Origin of the sequence: Microbulbifer elongatus (genome assembly GCF_021165935.1) — a bacterium.
GTDB lineage: Bacteria > Pseudomonadota > Gammaproteobacteria > Pseudomonadales > Cellvibrionaceae > Microbulbifer > Microbulbifer elongatus.
Genome location: NZ_CP088953.1, coordinates 2,337,889 through 2,351,909 on the forward strand (window position 1 = coordinate 2,337,889; position 14,021 = coordinate 2,351,909).

A 14,021-nucleotide genomic window follows, 5' to 3' on the forward strand; every position below is an offset into this window, starting at 1 on the left:
CTGATTCGGGGTTCCCGGTAGACGCCGGCGGAGTATCGGCGTTCCATAACAATGCGTGCAGTTCTTACTAGAAGCCAAGATGACCAGAATTAAAACATTTATTACGTTAACCCTGTTAGGTGGCCTGGCGGTCGTCTTACCCATAGCCATCTTTATTCTGCTGTTCCAGTGGCTGTTCGGCCAGATCAGTGAACTGGTGGCGCCCGCCACAGAGTGGATGCAGGCGCATACGGAGTTCAAGGATAATTTTGCCCGGCTGATCGTGATCGCCGTGATTCTCGGGCTCTGCTTTGTGATCGGTCTGTTGGTAAAAACCAGCGTGGGCCGCTGGATACACCGGCACCTGGACCACTGGCTGGGTAAACTGGCACCGGGTTACAACACCATCAAGGAATTGGTGCTGCAGTTTATTGGTGGCGGGGGAACCGAGGGAGTGCTGTCGGGGCCGGTGGCCAGAGCGCGGATTCACGGCGCCGGCAACCCGCTGTCGGTAACGGCGATCGTGACCTCTACCCATGCGGACGGCCACTTCACGGTCTATGTCCCAACCGCACCGGTGCCCACCTCCGGGTTTGTGTACCACCTGCCACCGGAGTGTGTGGAAATCCTGCCCCATGTGACGGTCGAGGCGGCGATGAAATCCATTGTTGCCTGCGGCTCGGGAAGTGGCCAGCTGCTGGCGGCACCGGCGCTGGAAGAGAAAGTCTAGGCTAGATCGGCTTGTTTTTGCCCAATGCGCGAATGGCGAAGCGCATTGGGTGCAGTGCTTTCACCAGATCCTCCGATACCGGCATCACTTCATTGTTGATCCAGGCCGCCAGTACCTCCGCGGCCAGCGGCGCATAGGTAAACCCCCGCGAACCCAGGCCGGCGAGCACGTAGAGATTGTGCTGGTAGCGCGTGCGTCGGGGAATCCGCTGCTTACGGTTTTTTCTCAGCGCACTGTAAGTGCTTTCCAGCGCGTCCCACTGTGCTACGGGGCCCGCCATGGGCAGGTAGTCCAGTGTCGCGGCGCGCAGCGCCGCGCGGCCCTCCAGGGGCTGCCCGGCAAATTCTTTCTCAAATTCCGGGAGCAGGGTGCCGAGGGTTTGCAGGTTCTCCCGGTGCTCCTCTTCGCGAATATCCGTTTCCGTCTGCTTGAGTTTGAAGGTGGCACCGAAGCTGTGATGTGGCGCTTCTTGCGTTTCCAGCGCACTTGATGCCGGAGCGATATAGCCCTCGCCACACAGGGCAATGTTCAGTTTCTCTGTGGCGCGGGTCGCCTTGGCAAAAGAGACCTGACCGCGAATGGGCTGCAGGGGCAGGGGAGCCGTTTGCGGGAACTGGCGATTGAAATTGGCGGTACACAGGATCAGCGCATCAAAGCACCGCGGCTTTTCCTGGCCCTGGACGTGCAGCTGCCACTGATCATTCTGGTACTGCGCCTCCCGTACCCGGGTAGCGAACTGCAAGTGAATGTTGTCGTGCTGTAAAAGGCTGTTGCAGACCTGCCGGGGTTGCAGCCAGCCGGCCTTGGGGAAATACAGGCCGGGGAAGCCTAATGTTACGCCGGCGAGTTCGGTGGCCTCTTCTGCCGTCACCGGTTGTGCCAGCGGGCTGTGGGCGTCCAGTTTCAGGTGTTGGCAAATCTGCTGCTGCAACTGCCGCTCTTTGTCCGATTGTGCCAGTTGCAACAGACCGTTGAGGTGCGCCGCCTGTGGGCAGCGGTTCGGGTAAAAGCGCTGGGCAAACTGCAGGGCCTGCAGATTGAAATCCCCGTTGGGGCCGGGTTTGGGAGAGAGCTTCCCGTAGAGGATACCCTGGTCGTTTCCCGACGCGCCACTGCCCGCAAGTGCCCCTTCCTCGAACACGGTCACCAGGAAGCCCCGCGCAGCCAGAGCCTGGGCGGCCGCGGCACCGGCGATTCCGGCACCAATGATGGCGATGGCATTCGGCTTTTGCACAGGCGCAGGCGGCAGGTGCCAGGGTGTGCTCGAATAGCGTTGTGCCTCTGCGCCTTCCTGTTTTTCTTTCTCTTCTTGTTCTGGGGCGAACCGCCCCCGCAGCATTTCCCGCTTGCGCCCGAACCCAGGTACCTTTTCCAGGGCGAAGCCCACGGACTTCAGCCCGCGTTTCACAATGCCTGCACAGGTGAAAGTGGCGAAGGTGGCTGCCGGTGCGCTCAAGGTTGCGATGGCGCGGAACAGCGCCTTGCTCCACATCTCGGGATTTTTTGAGGGCGCAAACCCATCGAGAAACCAGGCATCGATTTGCCGGTCTCGCTGTGGATCTTCCAGAGCCAGGGATTCAAAACCGGCACTGGCCTCACCAATCACCAGGGTCAGATGCACATTGCCGGGAAAATTGATCCGGTGTACCCCGTGGGCGAGATACCCCGGGTAGTTGGCGATCAACTGTGCACTGAACGCCTCCAGCTCCGGCCACATTGCCAGCGCCCGCGCCAGATCCTTGGGATGCAAGGGGTATTTCTCGACACTGACAAAATGCAGATGCGCGGACGCGGGCGCGGTGCTTTTCCAGAGTTGCCAGGCCGCGAGAAAATTCAGTCCGGTGCCGAAGCCGGTTTCGCCGAGGGTAAAGACCGCATTCTCCGCAAGCCCGTTCCAGCGCTCCGGTAGATGATTCTGTGCGAGAAAAACGTGGCGGGTTTCTTCGAGCCCCGAGGCGGTGGAAAAGTAGATATCGTCAAAGGCGCTGGAAACCGGCTGGCCGTTGTCGCGCCACTCCAGCTGCGCGTGGCGAACCGAGCTGGGATCTTCGGGTTTTTCATCGGGCAGCTTGTCAGGCCGTTCCTGGTCGCTCATAAAGATTAAGCCGCAAGACCGAATTCACGCATCACCTGGGCGCACCACTGATCCAGTCGTTCATCGCTGAGATCAAACTCATTCTCTTCATCCAGCGCCAGTCCCACAAACTGACTGCCGTCCGGCGTCAGTCCCTTGGACTCCTCAAATTCATAGCCCTCAGCGGACCAGTAACCCACCGCCTTGGCCCCCACCGCGACCACCTGCGCGTGCAGGTAGCCCAATGCATCCTGATACCACTGCGGATAACCTTCCTGATCCCCAAGCCCGTAACAGGCCACCTTCTTGCCGCTCAGATCCAGCGTCGCCAGTTGATCCCAGCAATTCTCCCAATCCTCCTGCAACTCGCCATAGTCCCAGGTCGGAATACCGAGAATCAGAAAATCGTAATCCTGCATTTGTGCCACATCGTCCGTCGCCACATTGTGCAGATCGATCCACTCCTCACCGATACGATCGCGAATCTTCTCCGCCGCCATCTCCGTGTAACAAGTGCTGGAACCGTAAAACAGCCCGATCGGGGCCAGGGACGTATCGAGGGAACTGTCTGTTGTTTGCATAATCTACTGAGCGTTCACATAGCCCAGCTGACGCCAGGCCTCATAAATAACGATGGCTGCCGCATTGGACAGATTGATACTGCGGCTGTTGGCACACATGGGAATACGCAGCGTATTTTCCTTCCCCGTCATCGCCAGAAACTCCGCCGGCAAGCCCCGCGTCTCCGGCCCAAACACAATCGCATCCTCCGCCGCAAAGGCCACCTCCGAATGCGGTTTACTGCCCTTGGTCGAAAGCGCCAGCACCCGCTTCGGCTGCTCCGCCGCCACAAACGCCTCCCAGTCCCGGTGGCGCACCACGCGGCTGTACTCCGCATAATCCAGCCCCGCGCGGCGCAGGCGCTTGTCATCCATCGCAAACCCCAGGGGCTCGATCAGGTGCAGCTCGGCTCCGGTATTGGCGCATAGACGGATGATATTGCCGGTGTTTGGGGCAATTTCTGGTTGGTAGAGGACGATTTTGAACATGTATGCAAAGGGGTAGTAGTAGCTGCGGCTGAACTACAGGAAGTTAACGTGAAGGTGTCGGGATCGGGTACTGCCTTGCGAGACCTTCACCGCCATGGATGGCGGTGCAGAGCCCCCAGGGATGGGTTCACGGCGTGTCTCGCAAGGCAGTACCCGATACCGGCACCGCCACGGAGCAGCTTAAAAACCCTGGGGCTGGAGGTCTGAATTGGCCTGTTTCGCCCAACAATAAGGCGCGGATTATAACGCGGACGACGTCTCTTCGCAGTCTATCTCGACGCCCAGCTCATCGGCGATCTCATCGAGCTCGTCGTGCAGGCCATCGATGCTCACATCCTCCGCCACACTGATCGTACACTCCGCAGAGAACAGCGGTTCACCACTCCATGGCGTGCTGCCATAACGGGTATCCAGCGTCTCCATATTGATCTTGCGCGCCGCCAGCGCCCGGGAAATCTCCTTCACAATCCCCGGCCGGTCACTGCCCACCAGCTTCAGCTGCAACGTCTGGCGCCCGTCCGCCGCCACCGCCAACGCATCCTCAATCTGCAGCTTGAAATCATCGCCCGCCAGATTCTGCAGCGCCTCCCGCAAACGGGCACTGTCCTCCGCCGTCACACTCACCCGCAGGATTCCCGCAAACTTACCTGCAAAATGTGCCATGCGGCTGTCTTCCCAGTTGCCACCGTTCTCCGCCACCGCAGAGGAGAGCATCTCCACCACACCGGGCTTATCATCGCTGATGATCGAAATCACGAGGTGCTGTTGCATAGGGACATCCTTCCTGGCGCTAATTACAATTTGGTGAATTGTAGCCAGTGAGAGCCCCAGTGGGCAAAAAACGTGAATAGGCCTCAACTAGCCGAGAATGCCACTCAATACCCTTTACATGGCGTTAACCAGCGTGTTGAATCCCAGAGTGCAGAAAATAATTCCAACCACCTGAATCACTTGGGAGATTCTTGATGAAACTGACCCACTGGCTCGCCGGCATGGCCTGCGCCCTTACTGTGACCGGCATGGCGGGCGCCGCACAGGCCGACGCCATCAAAGACGCCGTCGCCAATGAAAAGCGCACCGAAAAGTACACCCAGCGCGATCAGTACCGCCACCCCGCAGAAACCCTCGAATTCTTCCAGATCAAGCCCGACATGACCGTGGTGGAAGTCTGGCCGGGCGGCGGCTGGTACACAGAAATCCTGTCCCCCTTAATGGCGGAAGACGGCAAACTGTACGCCGCGCACTTCCCCAAGGACTCCGACGTGGGTTATTTCAAGCGCTCTCGAGAGAGCTTTGAAAAGTGGCTCTCAGACGAGAAAGACACCCATGGCCATATCGTACTGACCGAGTTTGCACCGGGTAAAGAGAGCGAAATCGCCCCTGCCGGCAGCGCCGACGCGGTGCTCACCTTCCGCAACGTGCACAACTGGATGCGCGGCGACAACGAAGCCGCCGCGTTCAAATCTTTCTACAAGGCGCTGAAGCCCGGCGGTGTTCTGGGCGTGGTGGAGCACCGGGCCAAGCCGGGCACCGACCGCGATGCCATGAAAACCAGTGGCTATATGACTCAGGACTATGTGGTTGAGCTGGCCACCAAAGCCGGTTTCGTACTCGAAGAAGCCAGCGAAGTGAACGCCAACCCCAAAGACACCGCGGTTCACCCGAAAGGCGTCTGGACCTTGCCGCCGTCTCTGGCACTGGGTGAGGAAGACAAGGAAAAGTACCAGGCCATCGGCGAAAGCGATCGCATGACCCTGCGGTTCCGCAAACCCAAGTCATAGAAAAAGCTCCTGTTTCGGTAGCCTGATTGGTTCCCGATTCAGGCGTTGCGATAAAATGCCTCGAGCCCGAACGCTCGGGGCATTTTTTTGTTGTCGAGCCGTCCGACAATCTCCATGTATTTTATGAACCGTAAACCATGATCATCCCCTACAAACAACTGGATCCGGACACCCTGCAGAATCTGCTGGAAGAATACGCCACCCGCGATGGGACCGATTACGGCGAGCGGGAAGTGAGCCTCGCCCACAAGGTCGCCAGCCTGCGCCGCCAGCTGGACGACAAAACCGTAGTGATCTGGTTTGAACCAGGGGAAGAGTCCATCAACCTGGTACTCGCGGAAGACATCCCCAAAGAGGGGGGGGACTGATGGCGCCCCCTACCAACTGGCTGATTGACCGGCCCGAAAGTGCCCCCATCGCCTGGTTCCTGTTCGCCCACGGCGCCGGCGCGCCCATGGACAGCGACTTTATGCGGGCGATGGCTGAGTTGCTGGTGGAGCAGGGGCTGGGGGTGATTCGCTTCGAGTTTCCTTACATGGCCGAGCGCCGGCAAACCGGCAAGCGGCGCCCCCCAAACAAAATGGACGTACTTCTGACTTCGTTTCAGGCGCAGATTGACCGGGCTGAAACGGAGTTCCCCGGGGTTCCCCTGTATATCGGTGGCAAATCCATGGGTGGGCGCGTGGCGAGTTTGCTGGTACAGGAGAACGCGGATGGGGGAAGGGTGGCCGGTGCCGTTTGCCTGGGTTACCCCTTCCACCCACCGGGCAAACCGGAAAAGTTGCGCACCGGACACCTGGCCCCCATGACCTGCCCGACCCTGATTATCCAGGGTACCCGGGACAAGCTCGGGAGCCGGGAAGAAGTGGCCGAATACCCGTTGGGATCAGGTATTCAGTTGTACTGGCTGGAAGACGGAGACCACGACTTCAAACCACGCAAAGTCAGTGGCTTTACCCAGCAACAACACTGGCAGACGGCTGCTGCCCAGGTGCACCGCTGGCTGCATCCTCAAGGATCGTAATACGCTCCTCCTGGGCCAGCATCGGGGAAAGTTGCGCCATCTGGTCTCGCCGCTCCTCGCTGTCGTACCACTGCTGCCAGTGCAGCACCGACTTCCAGCGGGAGAAGGTAAAGCGGCGCAGCGGGTTATCCAGCTCGGTGTAGGTGTGCCCGTCCACAAATCCCGTGGTCTGGTAGGCGTTGGTCAGCAGCTTACGGGCCGCGTCTTCGTAGGTGGTTTCCAGGTCTTCGGCGATTTCTCGCTCAATCAATACGTAAATCATCTCGCGTTTGAATCCTGCTCGCTCTGGATTGGTGGCCTCGCTGTACGCAGTTTAGCCTTGGGTGCCCGTGGTCGCTGCTAATATCCGAAGCTGCTCACCAAAACCCGCGCACCGAGACAGCCAAGACGAAACCAGCGAGTCTTACCATACCAGATGACGCGCCCGTGCAAATCCCCGACAATAGGCCTATGAAGTCACACCACACCCTCGATGCCCGCGGCCTGCTATGCCCGGAACCCGTCATGATGCTCCACACCGCCGTGCGCAAGGTCGCCGCCGGCGAAGTGTTGCAGATGTTCGCCACTGATCCCTCCACCCAACGGGATGTGCCCAAGTTCTGCCAGTTTCTTGGCTATGAGCTGGTGAAGCACGCGGAAGAGAATGATGAGTTTGTTTATTGGATCAAGAAGGCTGATTGAAACGAAAAAGTCAGATGCGAAGGTCGAGCGCTGGGTACGTCTTTTCGAAAGCGTCGGCGACAGGGACGTCGCCGACGCAGCGTACAGGGAAGTATTCATAGCGGTTTCGAAAAGACGTACCCAGTGATCGGCCGCCACGACAGTCTTCAAATGTAACAAGGGCGACCACTGGTCGCCCTTGTTTTACGTGTTTGTGAGGGAAGTAAGTTAGGGCGAAGTGACAAGCGCCGCGATCGCTGCCAGGGCCTCTGGGTCCTCGGATTTGATCTTGTTGGCGATGTGGTGTTGGAAGAAGTAACGGAAACACTCCGACTCCTGAGCCGGGTACAGACAATTGTCCCCCGGGAGAACCGGTGTCGTCTCCACACTGTTGTGATCAATCAGCATGCCGTGGATCTCTCCGCTGGCAAACAGACGCCAGCTCACGACTTCTGTAAGGGTCAGGTTCTCCTTGTCCACATCCATGAACACCGCATGGGTGCCAATGGTATCCGGGATCTCCTGAACCACTTCATCTGCCTGATTGCTTTCGTACTCGAAGTATTCCGCCGCAGTCTCCAGCTCGACGATTTTATGGATGGGAGGCTCGTGGAAAATTTCCTCGATGCCAGAGTCGTAATAGCCTTCAAACCGTCCATCCAGGGGGTCTTGAATATCCGGGCAGGCCACGATGGAGTTCAACCAGGGAACCAACCCGACAATCTCGCCATTGGCACGCAGGCCCCAGCAAAGAATTTTCAGGCTGTAGAGATCATTTCCACTGGAATTGTTGGAGTAGAGCATTTCCAAGCCATCCAGCTCCGGAGACAGACGGATAAACCGCAGATTCTCTGAAGTTTCGATAGGCTTGCCGGTGAAGAGGTCAACCACGTTGTTCGTACTGTGGTCGGTCATAGAGCACCTCCTTGCAGGGCCGGTAGTAGGGCGGAAGGTCTTGTACTACTTATTTTGAGGGCCCTGAAATCTATTGCGCGTGCACCGGATGGCACCCGCTCGATAGAATTTCAGCTCCCTAAAGCTTAGAAGCAACCGGCGTAGGGATACTGTGCGAAGACCTGCCGGCCATCGCCGAATCCAGACTCCGGGAGCAACTGTTTTGCCTCCCTGGGAAGCCGGTACCGCAACCGAAAACGACTACCCAGCGCGCTCGCGAGGGATGGCATTGAGCAGCAGCAGGTTTCCGGTATCCCTATATTCAAAGGTATATTCTGATCCGCAGAAATACAACCAGCGGATTGGGGTTCTTTGCCTCTAAATGCCTCCTTTTTGGTTGAATTCGCAGGGGGTGGTCGCGGACTCCGTATCCGGCTCCACCGCGGAGTCGCCGGCGGTCCTCAACGCGGCCGGTCTTGATCCCCCCGCAGGCGCTGATATAGTCCGCGCCAAGCGGGCGCTCGGCCCAATATTCATCCCGACAGCGGTCATGCGCTTTGCCAGATACAGTCTTGAAACAGCAACTTCCGTACCATTCTGACCACGCTGTGGACCAAGAGATCCCGATGCGGGAATCGTCAGTGACTGAACGGATAGTCACAGTCTTTAATGACTGTTTTGCGGCGCCGGAGACCTTGAATACCTGCCTGGTCGGCGGGCACGCGGAACCCTACTATCGCCCGGCCAGCACACCGGGTGAGCGCCACCGGGTCGAATTTTCTTACGATTACCCCGCCAGTGCTCTGCACGAGGCCGCGCACTGGTGTGTAGCCGGCGAAGAACGCCGCCAACTGCCCGATTATGGCTACTGGTACGCGCCGGATGGTCGCAGTGCAGCGCAACAGGCCGAGTTCGAGCGGGTAGAGGTGCAGCCCCAGGCGCTTGAGTGGATGTTTGCCAGAGCCTGCGGCCTGGACTTTCGGGTCAGCGCCGACAACCTGGATGCCGGCCTCGGTCCCAGCGAATCCTTCAAGCGCGCCATCTGGCAACAGGTGCAACGCAATTGTCACCAAGGGGTAAATTTGCGCGCGCGGCAATTGGCCCAGGCTCTGGCGGCCGAGTTCCGGCAACCGGATCCGATGCGGGCGGAGTGCTATCGCCTGGAGGATCTCCGGTGAAGCCGATTTTCCTGGTCGATGCCTCGGTCTATATCTTCCGCTACTACTTTGCCCTGCCGCCCAACTGGGAAAGCCGCTCGGGTTATTCCACCGAAGCGGTGTACGGATTCACCAACTTTCTGCTCGACCTGCTGGCCCGCCGGCCGGGTGGCATCGCCTGCGCGTTTGATGAGTCATTGGGCAGCTGCTTTCGCAACGATATCTACCCGGACTACAAGTGCAGTCGGGCGTTGCCCGATGAAGCGCTGGCCTTTCAGCTCGCCGCCTGTCGCGAGATGGCCGAGGCGCTGGGTATCGCCAGTTTCGCCAGTGAGCGCTTTGAAGCCGATGATATTCTGGCCACTCTGACCCGGATCTGTGCCGAGCAGGGGACGGCCCCCGTGATTGTTACCCGCGACAAGGATCTCGGCCAGTTGCTGGACCGCGGAGCGGCCAGCCTGTGGGACGTTGCTGCGGATCATTTTATCGGCCAGCAGGAAATACAGGACAAGTTCGGCGTGCGCCCGTCGCAGATTGCCGATTATCTCGCATTGGTCGGTGACACGATTGACGATATTCCCGGGGTGCCCGGTATCGGGGCCAAGACCGCAGCGACCTTGCTGGGTGCCTTTGACTCGGTTGGGCATATGCTGGCCAATCCAGAAAAAATAGTGACCCTCAAACTGCGCGGCGCGTCCCGGGTGGCAGAGAAGATTCAGGCATATCGCGAGCAGATCACCACGTCACTGGCGTTGGCACAGCTGGCGTACGATGTCCCTCTGAAAATAACCGCGTCGGAGTTAACCGGCGGGCAGGTTGCTCCGGATCTCGCCGTCGCCCTGGCGGAGGAGTTTGGTATAGCCGGGCTGACCAACAAAATCACCCGTACGCTGCTGCCCGAATGCACCGTGAACGGTGCCGCGGCGATCGATAATCATCATCAGTAATAGGAATTGCGTGCAGCAGATGACGACTTCTCAAGTAGCACCATCTCTGAATATTGTTGCCGACGAGAATATTCCCGGTCTGGATCAGTGGTTCGGCGACCTGGGCAATATCACCCGGGTTCCCGGCCGTACCCTCACCCGGGAGCAGCTGATGAATGCGGATGTTTTACTGGTGCGCTCTGTCACTGAGGTGAACGAAGCGCTGGTTGCGCGCACACCGGTGCGATTCGTGGGCAGTTGTACCATTGGCACCGACCACCTGGACACGGACTGGCTGGAGTCCCAGGGCATTGCCTGGAGCGCGGCGCCCGGTTGCAACGCCAACTCCGTGGTTGAGTACGTGTTCTGCACTCTGGCGGCACTGGATATCGATTGGCGGGGCCGCAGCTTCGGTATTGTCGGTTGCGGCAACGTGGGTGGCTCGCTGCAGCGCAAACTGCGGGCGCTGGGCATCGATTGCAAGATTTACGACCCCTGGAAAACCGACAACCCGGACAGCGCAAGCCTGGAGGCGGTTCTGGCGCAGGATGTGATCTGTCAGCATGCGCCGCTGGTAAAAGTCGGCCCGCACCCCAGCCTGCATATGCTCGACGCCACCGCGCTGGAGCGAATCTGCCCCGGCGCTGTACTGATCAGTGCAGGTCGTGGTGCCGTTATCGACAACCGGGCTTTGCTGGCACTGCGCAAGCGGGAGCCGCGTTTTACCACGGTCCTGGACGTGTGGGAGAACGAGCCGGATATCGACCTGAATTTATTGCAGGCAGTGGATCTGGGAAGCCCCCATATCGCCGGTTACAGCCACGACGGCAAGCTGACCGGTACGCGCATGGTACGCGAGGCGCTGGAGCGAGCGCTGGAATTACCCGCGGCAGAGCCTGCGGATGCTTCGCAAGCGCCGCAGGCCCCCCTGTCCACGGAGCTGTCGGGTTTTGCAGCCATCCGTGATTTGCTGCTTGCCATGTACAACCCGCGGGAAGACGATGCCCGCCTGCGCGCTGCGGCCAGTGAGGCAGAAAATGATGGGGTACCCATGAAGGTCGCCTTTGATCGTCTGCGCAAGCAGTACCCGAAGCGCCTGGAATTCTCCCATTACCAGCTGGCGCAAGCGCCCAACCTCGACGACGCCACCCGACAACAACTGGCAATCCTGGGGCTCAAGTGAAACTCAAGAAACTCGGACTTATTATCAACCCTTGGGCCGGTGTCGGCGGTCCCGCCGGGCTCAAGGGGAGTGACGGTGCCGAAACGGTGGAGCGCGCGCTCGCCGCCGGTATCGAACCCCAGTCCCACAAGCGCGCCGCTCTTGCGCTGTCCGCTCTCCAGCCATTCTGCAATGTGCTGCAGATAGTGACGTTTGCCGGGGATATGGGGGAGCAGCTCGCGGTCTCTCTGGGGTTCAATGTCGAAGTGGTGGGCGAGGCGGCAGGTGCTCGCTCGACGCCGGAGGACACCGAGCGCGCGGCAAACGCCATTCGTGAAGCCGGCGCCGACCTGATTGTATTCGCCGGTGGCGATGGCACCGCGCGCAATATGGTCAATGCCCTCGGTGATGCCTTCCCTGTACTGGGTATTCCCGCCGGGGTCAAAATGCACTCCGCCTGTTTCGCCATCTCACCTCGCGCCGGCGGCGAAGTATTGCGGCGTTTGATGGCCGGCGAACTGGTGGATCTGCATCAGCACGAGGTGCGGGATATTGACGAACAGTCTTTCCGTGACGGCAGAGTAAGCACCCGTTATTACGGTGAGCTACTGGTTCCGGAAGAGGGCTACTTTCTACAGGCGGTAAAAAACGCCGGGCGCGAAGTGGAAGAGCTGGCCGTTGCCGATATCGCTGCACAAATCGTAGAAGAAATCGACGAGCTCGACCCCGATACGCTTTATGTGTTTGGTCCCGGCTCCACCACGCTCGCAGTACTGAGTGAACTCGGTGGCGATGGCACCCTGCTGGGGGTGGACCTCTGGCAGAATGGCGCGCTACTGGCTGCGGATGTCAATGCGCCGCAGATTAACCGAGCCATTGCGGAACACCGCCGGGACAACCCGCAGCGTCCGGTAAAAATCGTTCTCACCGCCATCGGTGGACAGGGGCACCTGATTGGCCGCGGCAACCAGCAGTTGAACCCCGCTGTACTGAAAGCGGTGGGGCGCGACAACCTGATGGTGATTGCCACCAAAACCAAAATTACCGAGTTGGGCGGCCGACCGCTGCTGATCGACAGTGGCGACCCGCAATTGGACGAAGCCTGGAGCGGCTTTGTGCGCGTAGTGACTGGCTACCGCGATGAGATTCTCTACCCTCTGTCTGGCGATGGCAGTGGCGAAGCCCCTGAAAATACAACTGTGAGTGATTGATAGCTTGAACTGGGACCCCCTGCTGCAGGAAGTGCGCAGCAAACTGAATGAACAGACGCCGGGCGATTCCCCGGACAGCCGCCGGCTGTTTCACGGCCGCGGACGCTGTTATCCGGGGCTGGAGTGCGTCTGTGTGGACAGCTATCACCCGGCGCTTCTGGTAACGCTGTTTGAGGCATATGACGGTGAGGATCTGCTGGCGGAGCAGTTGTGGGCTCTGGGGCAACCGGCGGGTTATACCGGCGTGGCGGTTCAGCGTCGATACCAGCGCGGGGCGCCAATTGAATGGCAGTGTGGCGAGCCGCTGGAAGCCCCGGTGGCTCGTCGTGGGACGCTGAAGTTTCCACTGACTTTTGACCGTCAGAACGTGGGCTTTTTCCTGGATATTGAGCCCGGTCGCCAGTGGCTGGAACAGCAGGTGCGGGAAAAGGCCGGCGACGTCGACCAGCTGAAACTGCTGAACCTGTTTTCATTTACCTGCGCCTTCTCCGTTGTCGCTCGTGCGGCAGGCGAGCTGGAAGTGTTGAATGTGGATCTGAACAAGGGCGTGTTGAAGCGGGGGCAGGCCAATCATCAGGTCAACCAGCTGGCGAGCAAGGGGATTCGCTTTCTGGCCATGGACGCATTGCGGGATTTCAAACGCTACGACCGCCGTGGGCCTTTTCAGCTGGTTGTGGTGGACCCGCCCACTCGCCAGCGGGGCAGTTTCGATGCGGGAGAAAACTATGCGCGGCAGCTGGAACTGCTGCCCGGATGTCTTGCAGATGACGCCGACTTACTGCTGGTGCTGAATTCGCCCGCGCACAGTGAGCAGTACTTCAGGGAATTGATCGAGGCGGCGCATCCGGGGTATTTGGTGGTCGAGCGATTGCCGCAAAGCCCCGATTTCCCTGATAGCGACCCCGATGCTGCGCTGAAAATGCTGCACGTAAAATTTAAACGCGGGTAAATTGGCTGGGTGGCTAGCGGTTCAGTTGGGCCATCAACCCCACCATCAGTTCTTCAAGCTGCGGCGAAGACCCACTTCGCACTACCTGATCCAGTTTTTCCGCATTGCTTGTCCCATCGTCTCCCCGGCTCACCAGCAGCAGAAAGCTGCGGTGGGAGAGGGTGGCGTCTTCAATCGCTTCCTGGCGTACCAGCTGGCTGAAGTTGATATAGCCACACTCTTTCAGCCAGGTCATGGCGCCAAGACAGGCCAGGTGGCGGGGGGAGTGCAGGCCGAACTCGTCCGGCGTGTCGGGCCCGGCAATATCCTCTACATAGATGGTGGCCGGTGCGGGAAACTGCTGGAACAGTGCCAGCAGGATTCTTCCCGCATCGCGATAAAAGTCGTGGATGTGCAGATCGTCGAGCATGATTCCGGTGTGCAGC

At 59.4% G+C, this 14,021-nt stretch carries 17 protein-coding genes; 10 read left to right on the top strand and 7 right to left on the bottom strand.

Annotated elements, in window-relative coordinates; all coding sequences use genetic code 11:
• Positions 1 to 79 precede the first annotated feature (79 nt).
• Entirely contained in the window at positions 80 to 709 is a 630-nt protein-coding gene (locus LRR79_RS09470; protein ID WP_231756979.1) for a DUF502 domain-containing protein, read from the top strand.
• A gap of 1 nt (position 710) precedes the next feature.
• Here LRR79_RS09470 and mnmC read toward each other — a convergent pair whose 3' ends face one another.
• The 4 genes from mnmC to LRR79_RS09490 all read right to left on the bottom strand — a co-directional run bounded on the left by mnmC (position 711) and on the right by LRR79_RS09490 (position 4,603).
• Positions 711 to 2,804 carry a bifunctional tRNA (5-methylaminomethyl-2-thiouridine)(34)-methyltransferase MnmD/FAD-dependent 5-carboxymethylaminomethyl-2-thiouridine(34) oxidoreductase MnmC gene (gene mnmC / locus LRR79_RS09475; protein ID WP_231756980.1) on the bottom strand — a complete coding sequence of 698 codons (2,094 nt, stop codon included), beginning with the start codon at positions 2,802 to 2,804 and terminating at the stop codon, positions 711 to 713.
• Between the two features lie 5 nt (positions 2,805 to 2,809).
• The gene (gene fldB / locus LRR79_RS09480) at positions 2,810 to 3,364 is read right to left on the bottom strand and encodes a flavodoxin FldB (RefSeq protein WP_231756981.1); all 555 of its coding nucleotides are present in this window, start codon (positions 3,362 to 3,364) and stop codon (positions 2,810 to 2,812) included.
• Between the two features lie 3 nt (positions 3,365 to 3,367).
• Complete coding sequence (gene trmL, locus LRR79_RS09485) at positions 3,368 to 3,832, bottom strand: tRNA (uridine(34)/cytosine(34)/5-carboxymethylaminomethyluridine(34)-2'-O)-methyltransferase TrmL (RefSeq protein WP_231756982.1); 465 nt, start codon at positions 3,830 to 3,832, stop codon at positions 3,368 to 3,370.
• A gap of 240 nt (positions 3,833 to 4,072) precedes the next feature.
• Positions 4,073 to 4,603, bottom strand: a complete 531-nt coding sequence (locus LRR79_RS09490) for a glycine cleavage system protein R (RefSeq protein ID WP_231756983.1) — start codon at positions 4,601 to 4,603, stop codon at positions 4,073 to 4,075.
• Positions 4,604 to 4,797: 194 nt separating this feature from the next.
• Between LRR79_RS09490 and LRR79_RS09495 the strand changes: the two genes are divergently transcribed.
• The 3 genes from LRR79_RS09495 (at position 4,798) to LRR79_RS09505 (ending at position 6,637) form a co-directional block, all read left to right on the top strand.
• Complete coding sequence (locus LRR79_RS09495) at positions 4,798 to 5,613, top strand: class I SAM-dependent methyltransferase (protein ID WP_231756984.1); 816 nt, start codon at positions 4,798 to 4,800, stop codon at positions 5,611 to 5,613.
• 137 nt (positions 5,614 to 5,750) lie between these two features.
• Positions 5,751 to 5,981, top strand: a complete 231-nt coding sequence (locus LRR79_RS09500; protein WP_231756985.1) for a YheU family protein — start codon at positions 5,751 to 5,753, stop codon at positions 5,979 to 5,981.
• Entirely contained in the window at positions 5,981 to 6,637 is a 657-nt protein-coding gene (locus tag LRR79_RS09505; RefSeq protein ID WP_231756986.1) for an alpha/beta family hydrolase, read from the top strand. The genes LRR79_RS09500 and LRR79_RS09505 overlap by 1 nt, the downstream gene beginning before the upstream one ends.
• Here the strand turns inward: LRR79_RS09505 and LRR79_RS09510 are convergent.
• Positions 6,567 to 6,899 (bottom strand): antibiotic biosynthesis monooxygenase family protein, encoded by a 333-nt coding sequence (locus tag LRR79_RS09510; protein ID WP_231756987.1) that lies wholly within the window; start codon positions 6,897 to 6,899, stop codon positions 6,567 to 6,569. The two genes, LRR79_RS09505 and LRR79_RS09510, sit on opposite strands and share 71 nt — an antisense overlap.
• A 188-nt stretch (positions 6,900 to 7,087) precedes the next feature.
• Here LRR79_RS09510 and tusA point away from each other — a divergent pair, with 188 nt between their 5' ends.
• Positions 7,088 to 7,318: a sulfurtransferase TusA gene (tusA, locus tag LRR79_RS09515; protein WP_043316909.1), complete on the top strand. Its 231-nt coding sequence runs from the start codon at positions 7,088 to 7,090 to the stop codon at positions 7,316 to 7,318.
• A gap of 207 nt (positions 7,319 to 7,525) precedes the next feature.
• Here tusA and LRR79_RS09520 read toward each other — a convergent pair whose 3' ends face one another.
• A complete protein-coding gene (locus LRR79_RS09520) occupies positions 7,526 to 8,212 on the bottom strand; it encodes a hypothetical protein (RefSeq protein ID WP_231756988.1) in 687 nt (228 codons plus the stop codon).
• 620 nt (positions 8,213 to 8,832) lie between these two features.
• On the opposite strand from LRR79_RS09520, the gene LRR79_RS09525 reads away from it, so the two are divergent.
• The 5 genes from LRR79_RS09525 to LRR79_RS09545 are packed head-to-tail and all read left to right on the top strand — an operon-like array spanning position 8,833 to position 13,596.
• Positions 8,833 to 9,369 carry an elongation factor P hydroxylase gene (locus tag LRR79_RS09525; protein ID WP_231756989.1) on the top strand — a complete coding sequence of 179 codons (537 nt, stop codon included), beginning with the start codon at positions 8,833 to 8,835 and terminating at the stop codon, positions 9,367 to 9,369.
• Entirely contained in the window at positions 9,366 to 10,295 is a 930-nt protein-coding gene (locus tag LRR79_RS09530) for a 5'-3' exonuclease (RefSeq protein ID WP_231756990.1), read from the top strand. The genes LRR79_RS09525 and LRR79_RS09530 overlap by 4 nt, the downstream gene beginning before the upstream one ends.
• Before the next feature lie 19 nt (positions 10,296 to 10,314).
• Positions 10,315 to 11,457 carry a 4-phosphoerythronate dehydrogenase gene (locus LRR79_RS09535; protein WP_231756991.1) on the top strand — a complete coding sequence of 381 codons (1,143 nt, stop codon included), beginning with the start codon at positions 10,315 to 10,317 and terminating at the stop codon, positions 11,455 to 11,457.
• Complete coding sequence (locus tag LRR79_RS09540) at positions 11,454 to 12,647, top strand: ATP-NAD kinase family protein (protein ID WP_231756992.1); 1,194 nt, start codon at positions 11,454 to 11,456, stop codon at positions 12,645 to 12,647. Before LRR79_RS09535 ends, LRR79_RS09540 begins: the two co-directional genes overlap by 4 nt.
• 4 nt (positions 12,648 to 12,651) lie before the next feature.
• On the top strand, positions 12,652 to 13,596 hold the full coding sequence (locus LRR79_RS09545) for a class I SAM-dependent methyltransferase (RefSeq protein ID WP_231756993.1): 945 nt from the start codon (positions 12,652 to 12,654) through the stop codon (positions 13,594 to 13,596).
• Positions 13,597 to 13,609: 13 nt separating this feature from the next.
• Here the strand turns inward: LRR79_RS09545 and LRR79_RS09550 are convergent, their stop codons facing one another.
• Positions 13,610 to 14,005 carry a hypothetical protein gene (locus tag LRR79_RS09550; RefSeq protein ID WP_231756994.1) on the bottom strand — a complete coding sequence of 132 codons (396 nt, stop codon included), beginning with the start codon at positions 14,003 to 14,005 and terminating at the stop codon, positions 13,610 to 13,612.
• Positions 14,006 to 14,021: the final 16 nt, after the last annotated feature.

Excerpts from the sequence above, each read along its gene's own strand:
- LRR79_RS09470 (WP_231756979.1), top strand. The coding sequence starts at position 80 with ATGACCAGAATTAAAACATTTATTACGTTAACCCTGTTAGGTGGCCTG.
- mnmC (WP_231756980.1), bottom strand. The coding sequence starts at position 2,804 with ATGAGCGACCAGGAACGGCCTGACAAGCTGCCCGATGAAAAACCCGAA.
- fldB (WP_231756981.1), bottom strand. The coding sequence starts at position 3,364 with ATGCAAACAACAGACAGTTCCCTCGATACGTCCCTGGCCCCGATCGGG.
- trmL (WP_231756982.1), bottom strand. The coding sequence starts at position 3,832 with ATGTTCAAAATCGTCCTCTACCAACCAGAAATTGCCCCAAACACCGGC.
- LRR79_RS09490 (WP_231756983.1), bottom strand. The coding sequence starts at position 4,603 with ATGCAACAGCACCTCGTGATTTCGATCATCAGCGATGATAAGCCCGGT.
- LRR79_RS09495 (WP_231756984.1), top strand. The coding sequence starts at position 4,798 with ATGAAACTGACCCACTGGCTCGCCGGCATGGCCTGCGCCCTTACTGTG.
- LRR79_RS09500 (WP_231756985.1), top strand. The coding sequence starts at position 5,751 with ATGATCATCCCCTACAAACAACTGGATCCGGACACCCTGCAGAATCTG.
- LRR79_RS09505 (WP_231756986.1), top strand. The coding sequence starts at position 5,981 with ATGGCGCCCCCTACCAACTGGCTGATTGACCGGCCCGAAAGTGCCCCC.
- LRR79_RS09510 (WP_231756987.1), bottom strand. The coding sequence starts at position 6,899 with ATGATTTACGTATTGATTGAGCGAGAAATCGCCGAAGACCTGGAAACC.
- tusA (WP_043316909.1), top strand. The coding sequence starts at position 7,088 with ATGAAGTCACACCACACCCTCGATGCCCGCGGCCTGCTATGCCCGGAA.
- LRR79_RS09520 (WP_231756988.1), bottom strand. The coding sequence starts at position 8,212 with ATGACCGACCACAGTACGAACAACGTGGTTGACCTCTTCACCGGCAAG.
- LRR79_RS09535 (WP_231756991.1), top strand. The coding sequence starts at position 10,315 with ATGACGACTTCTCAAGTAGCACCATCTCTGAATATTGTTGCCGACGAG.
- LRR79_RS09550 (WP_231756994.1), bottom strand. The coding sequence starts at position 14,005 with ATGCTCGACGATCTGCACATCCACGACTTTTATCGCGATGCGGGAAGA.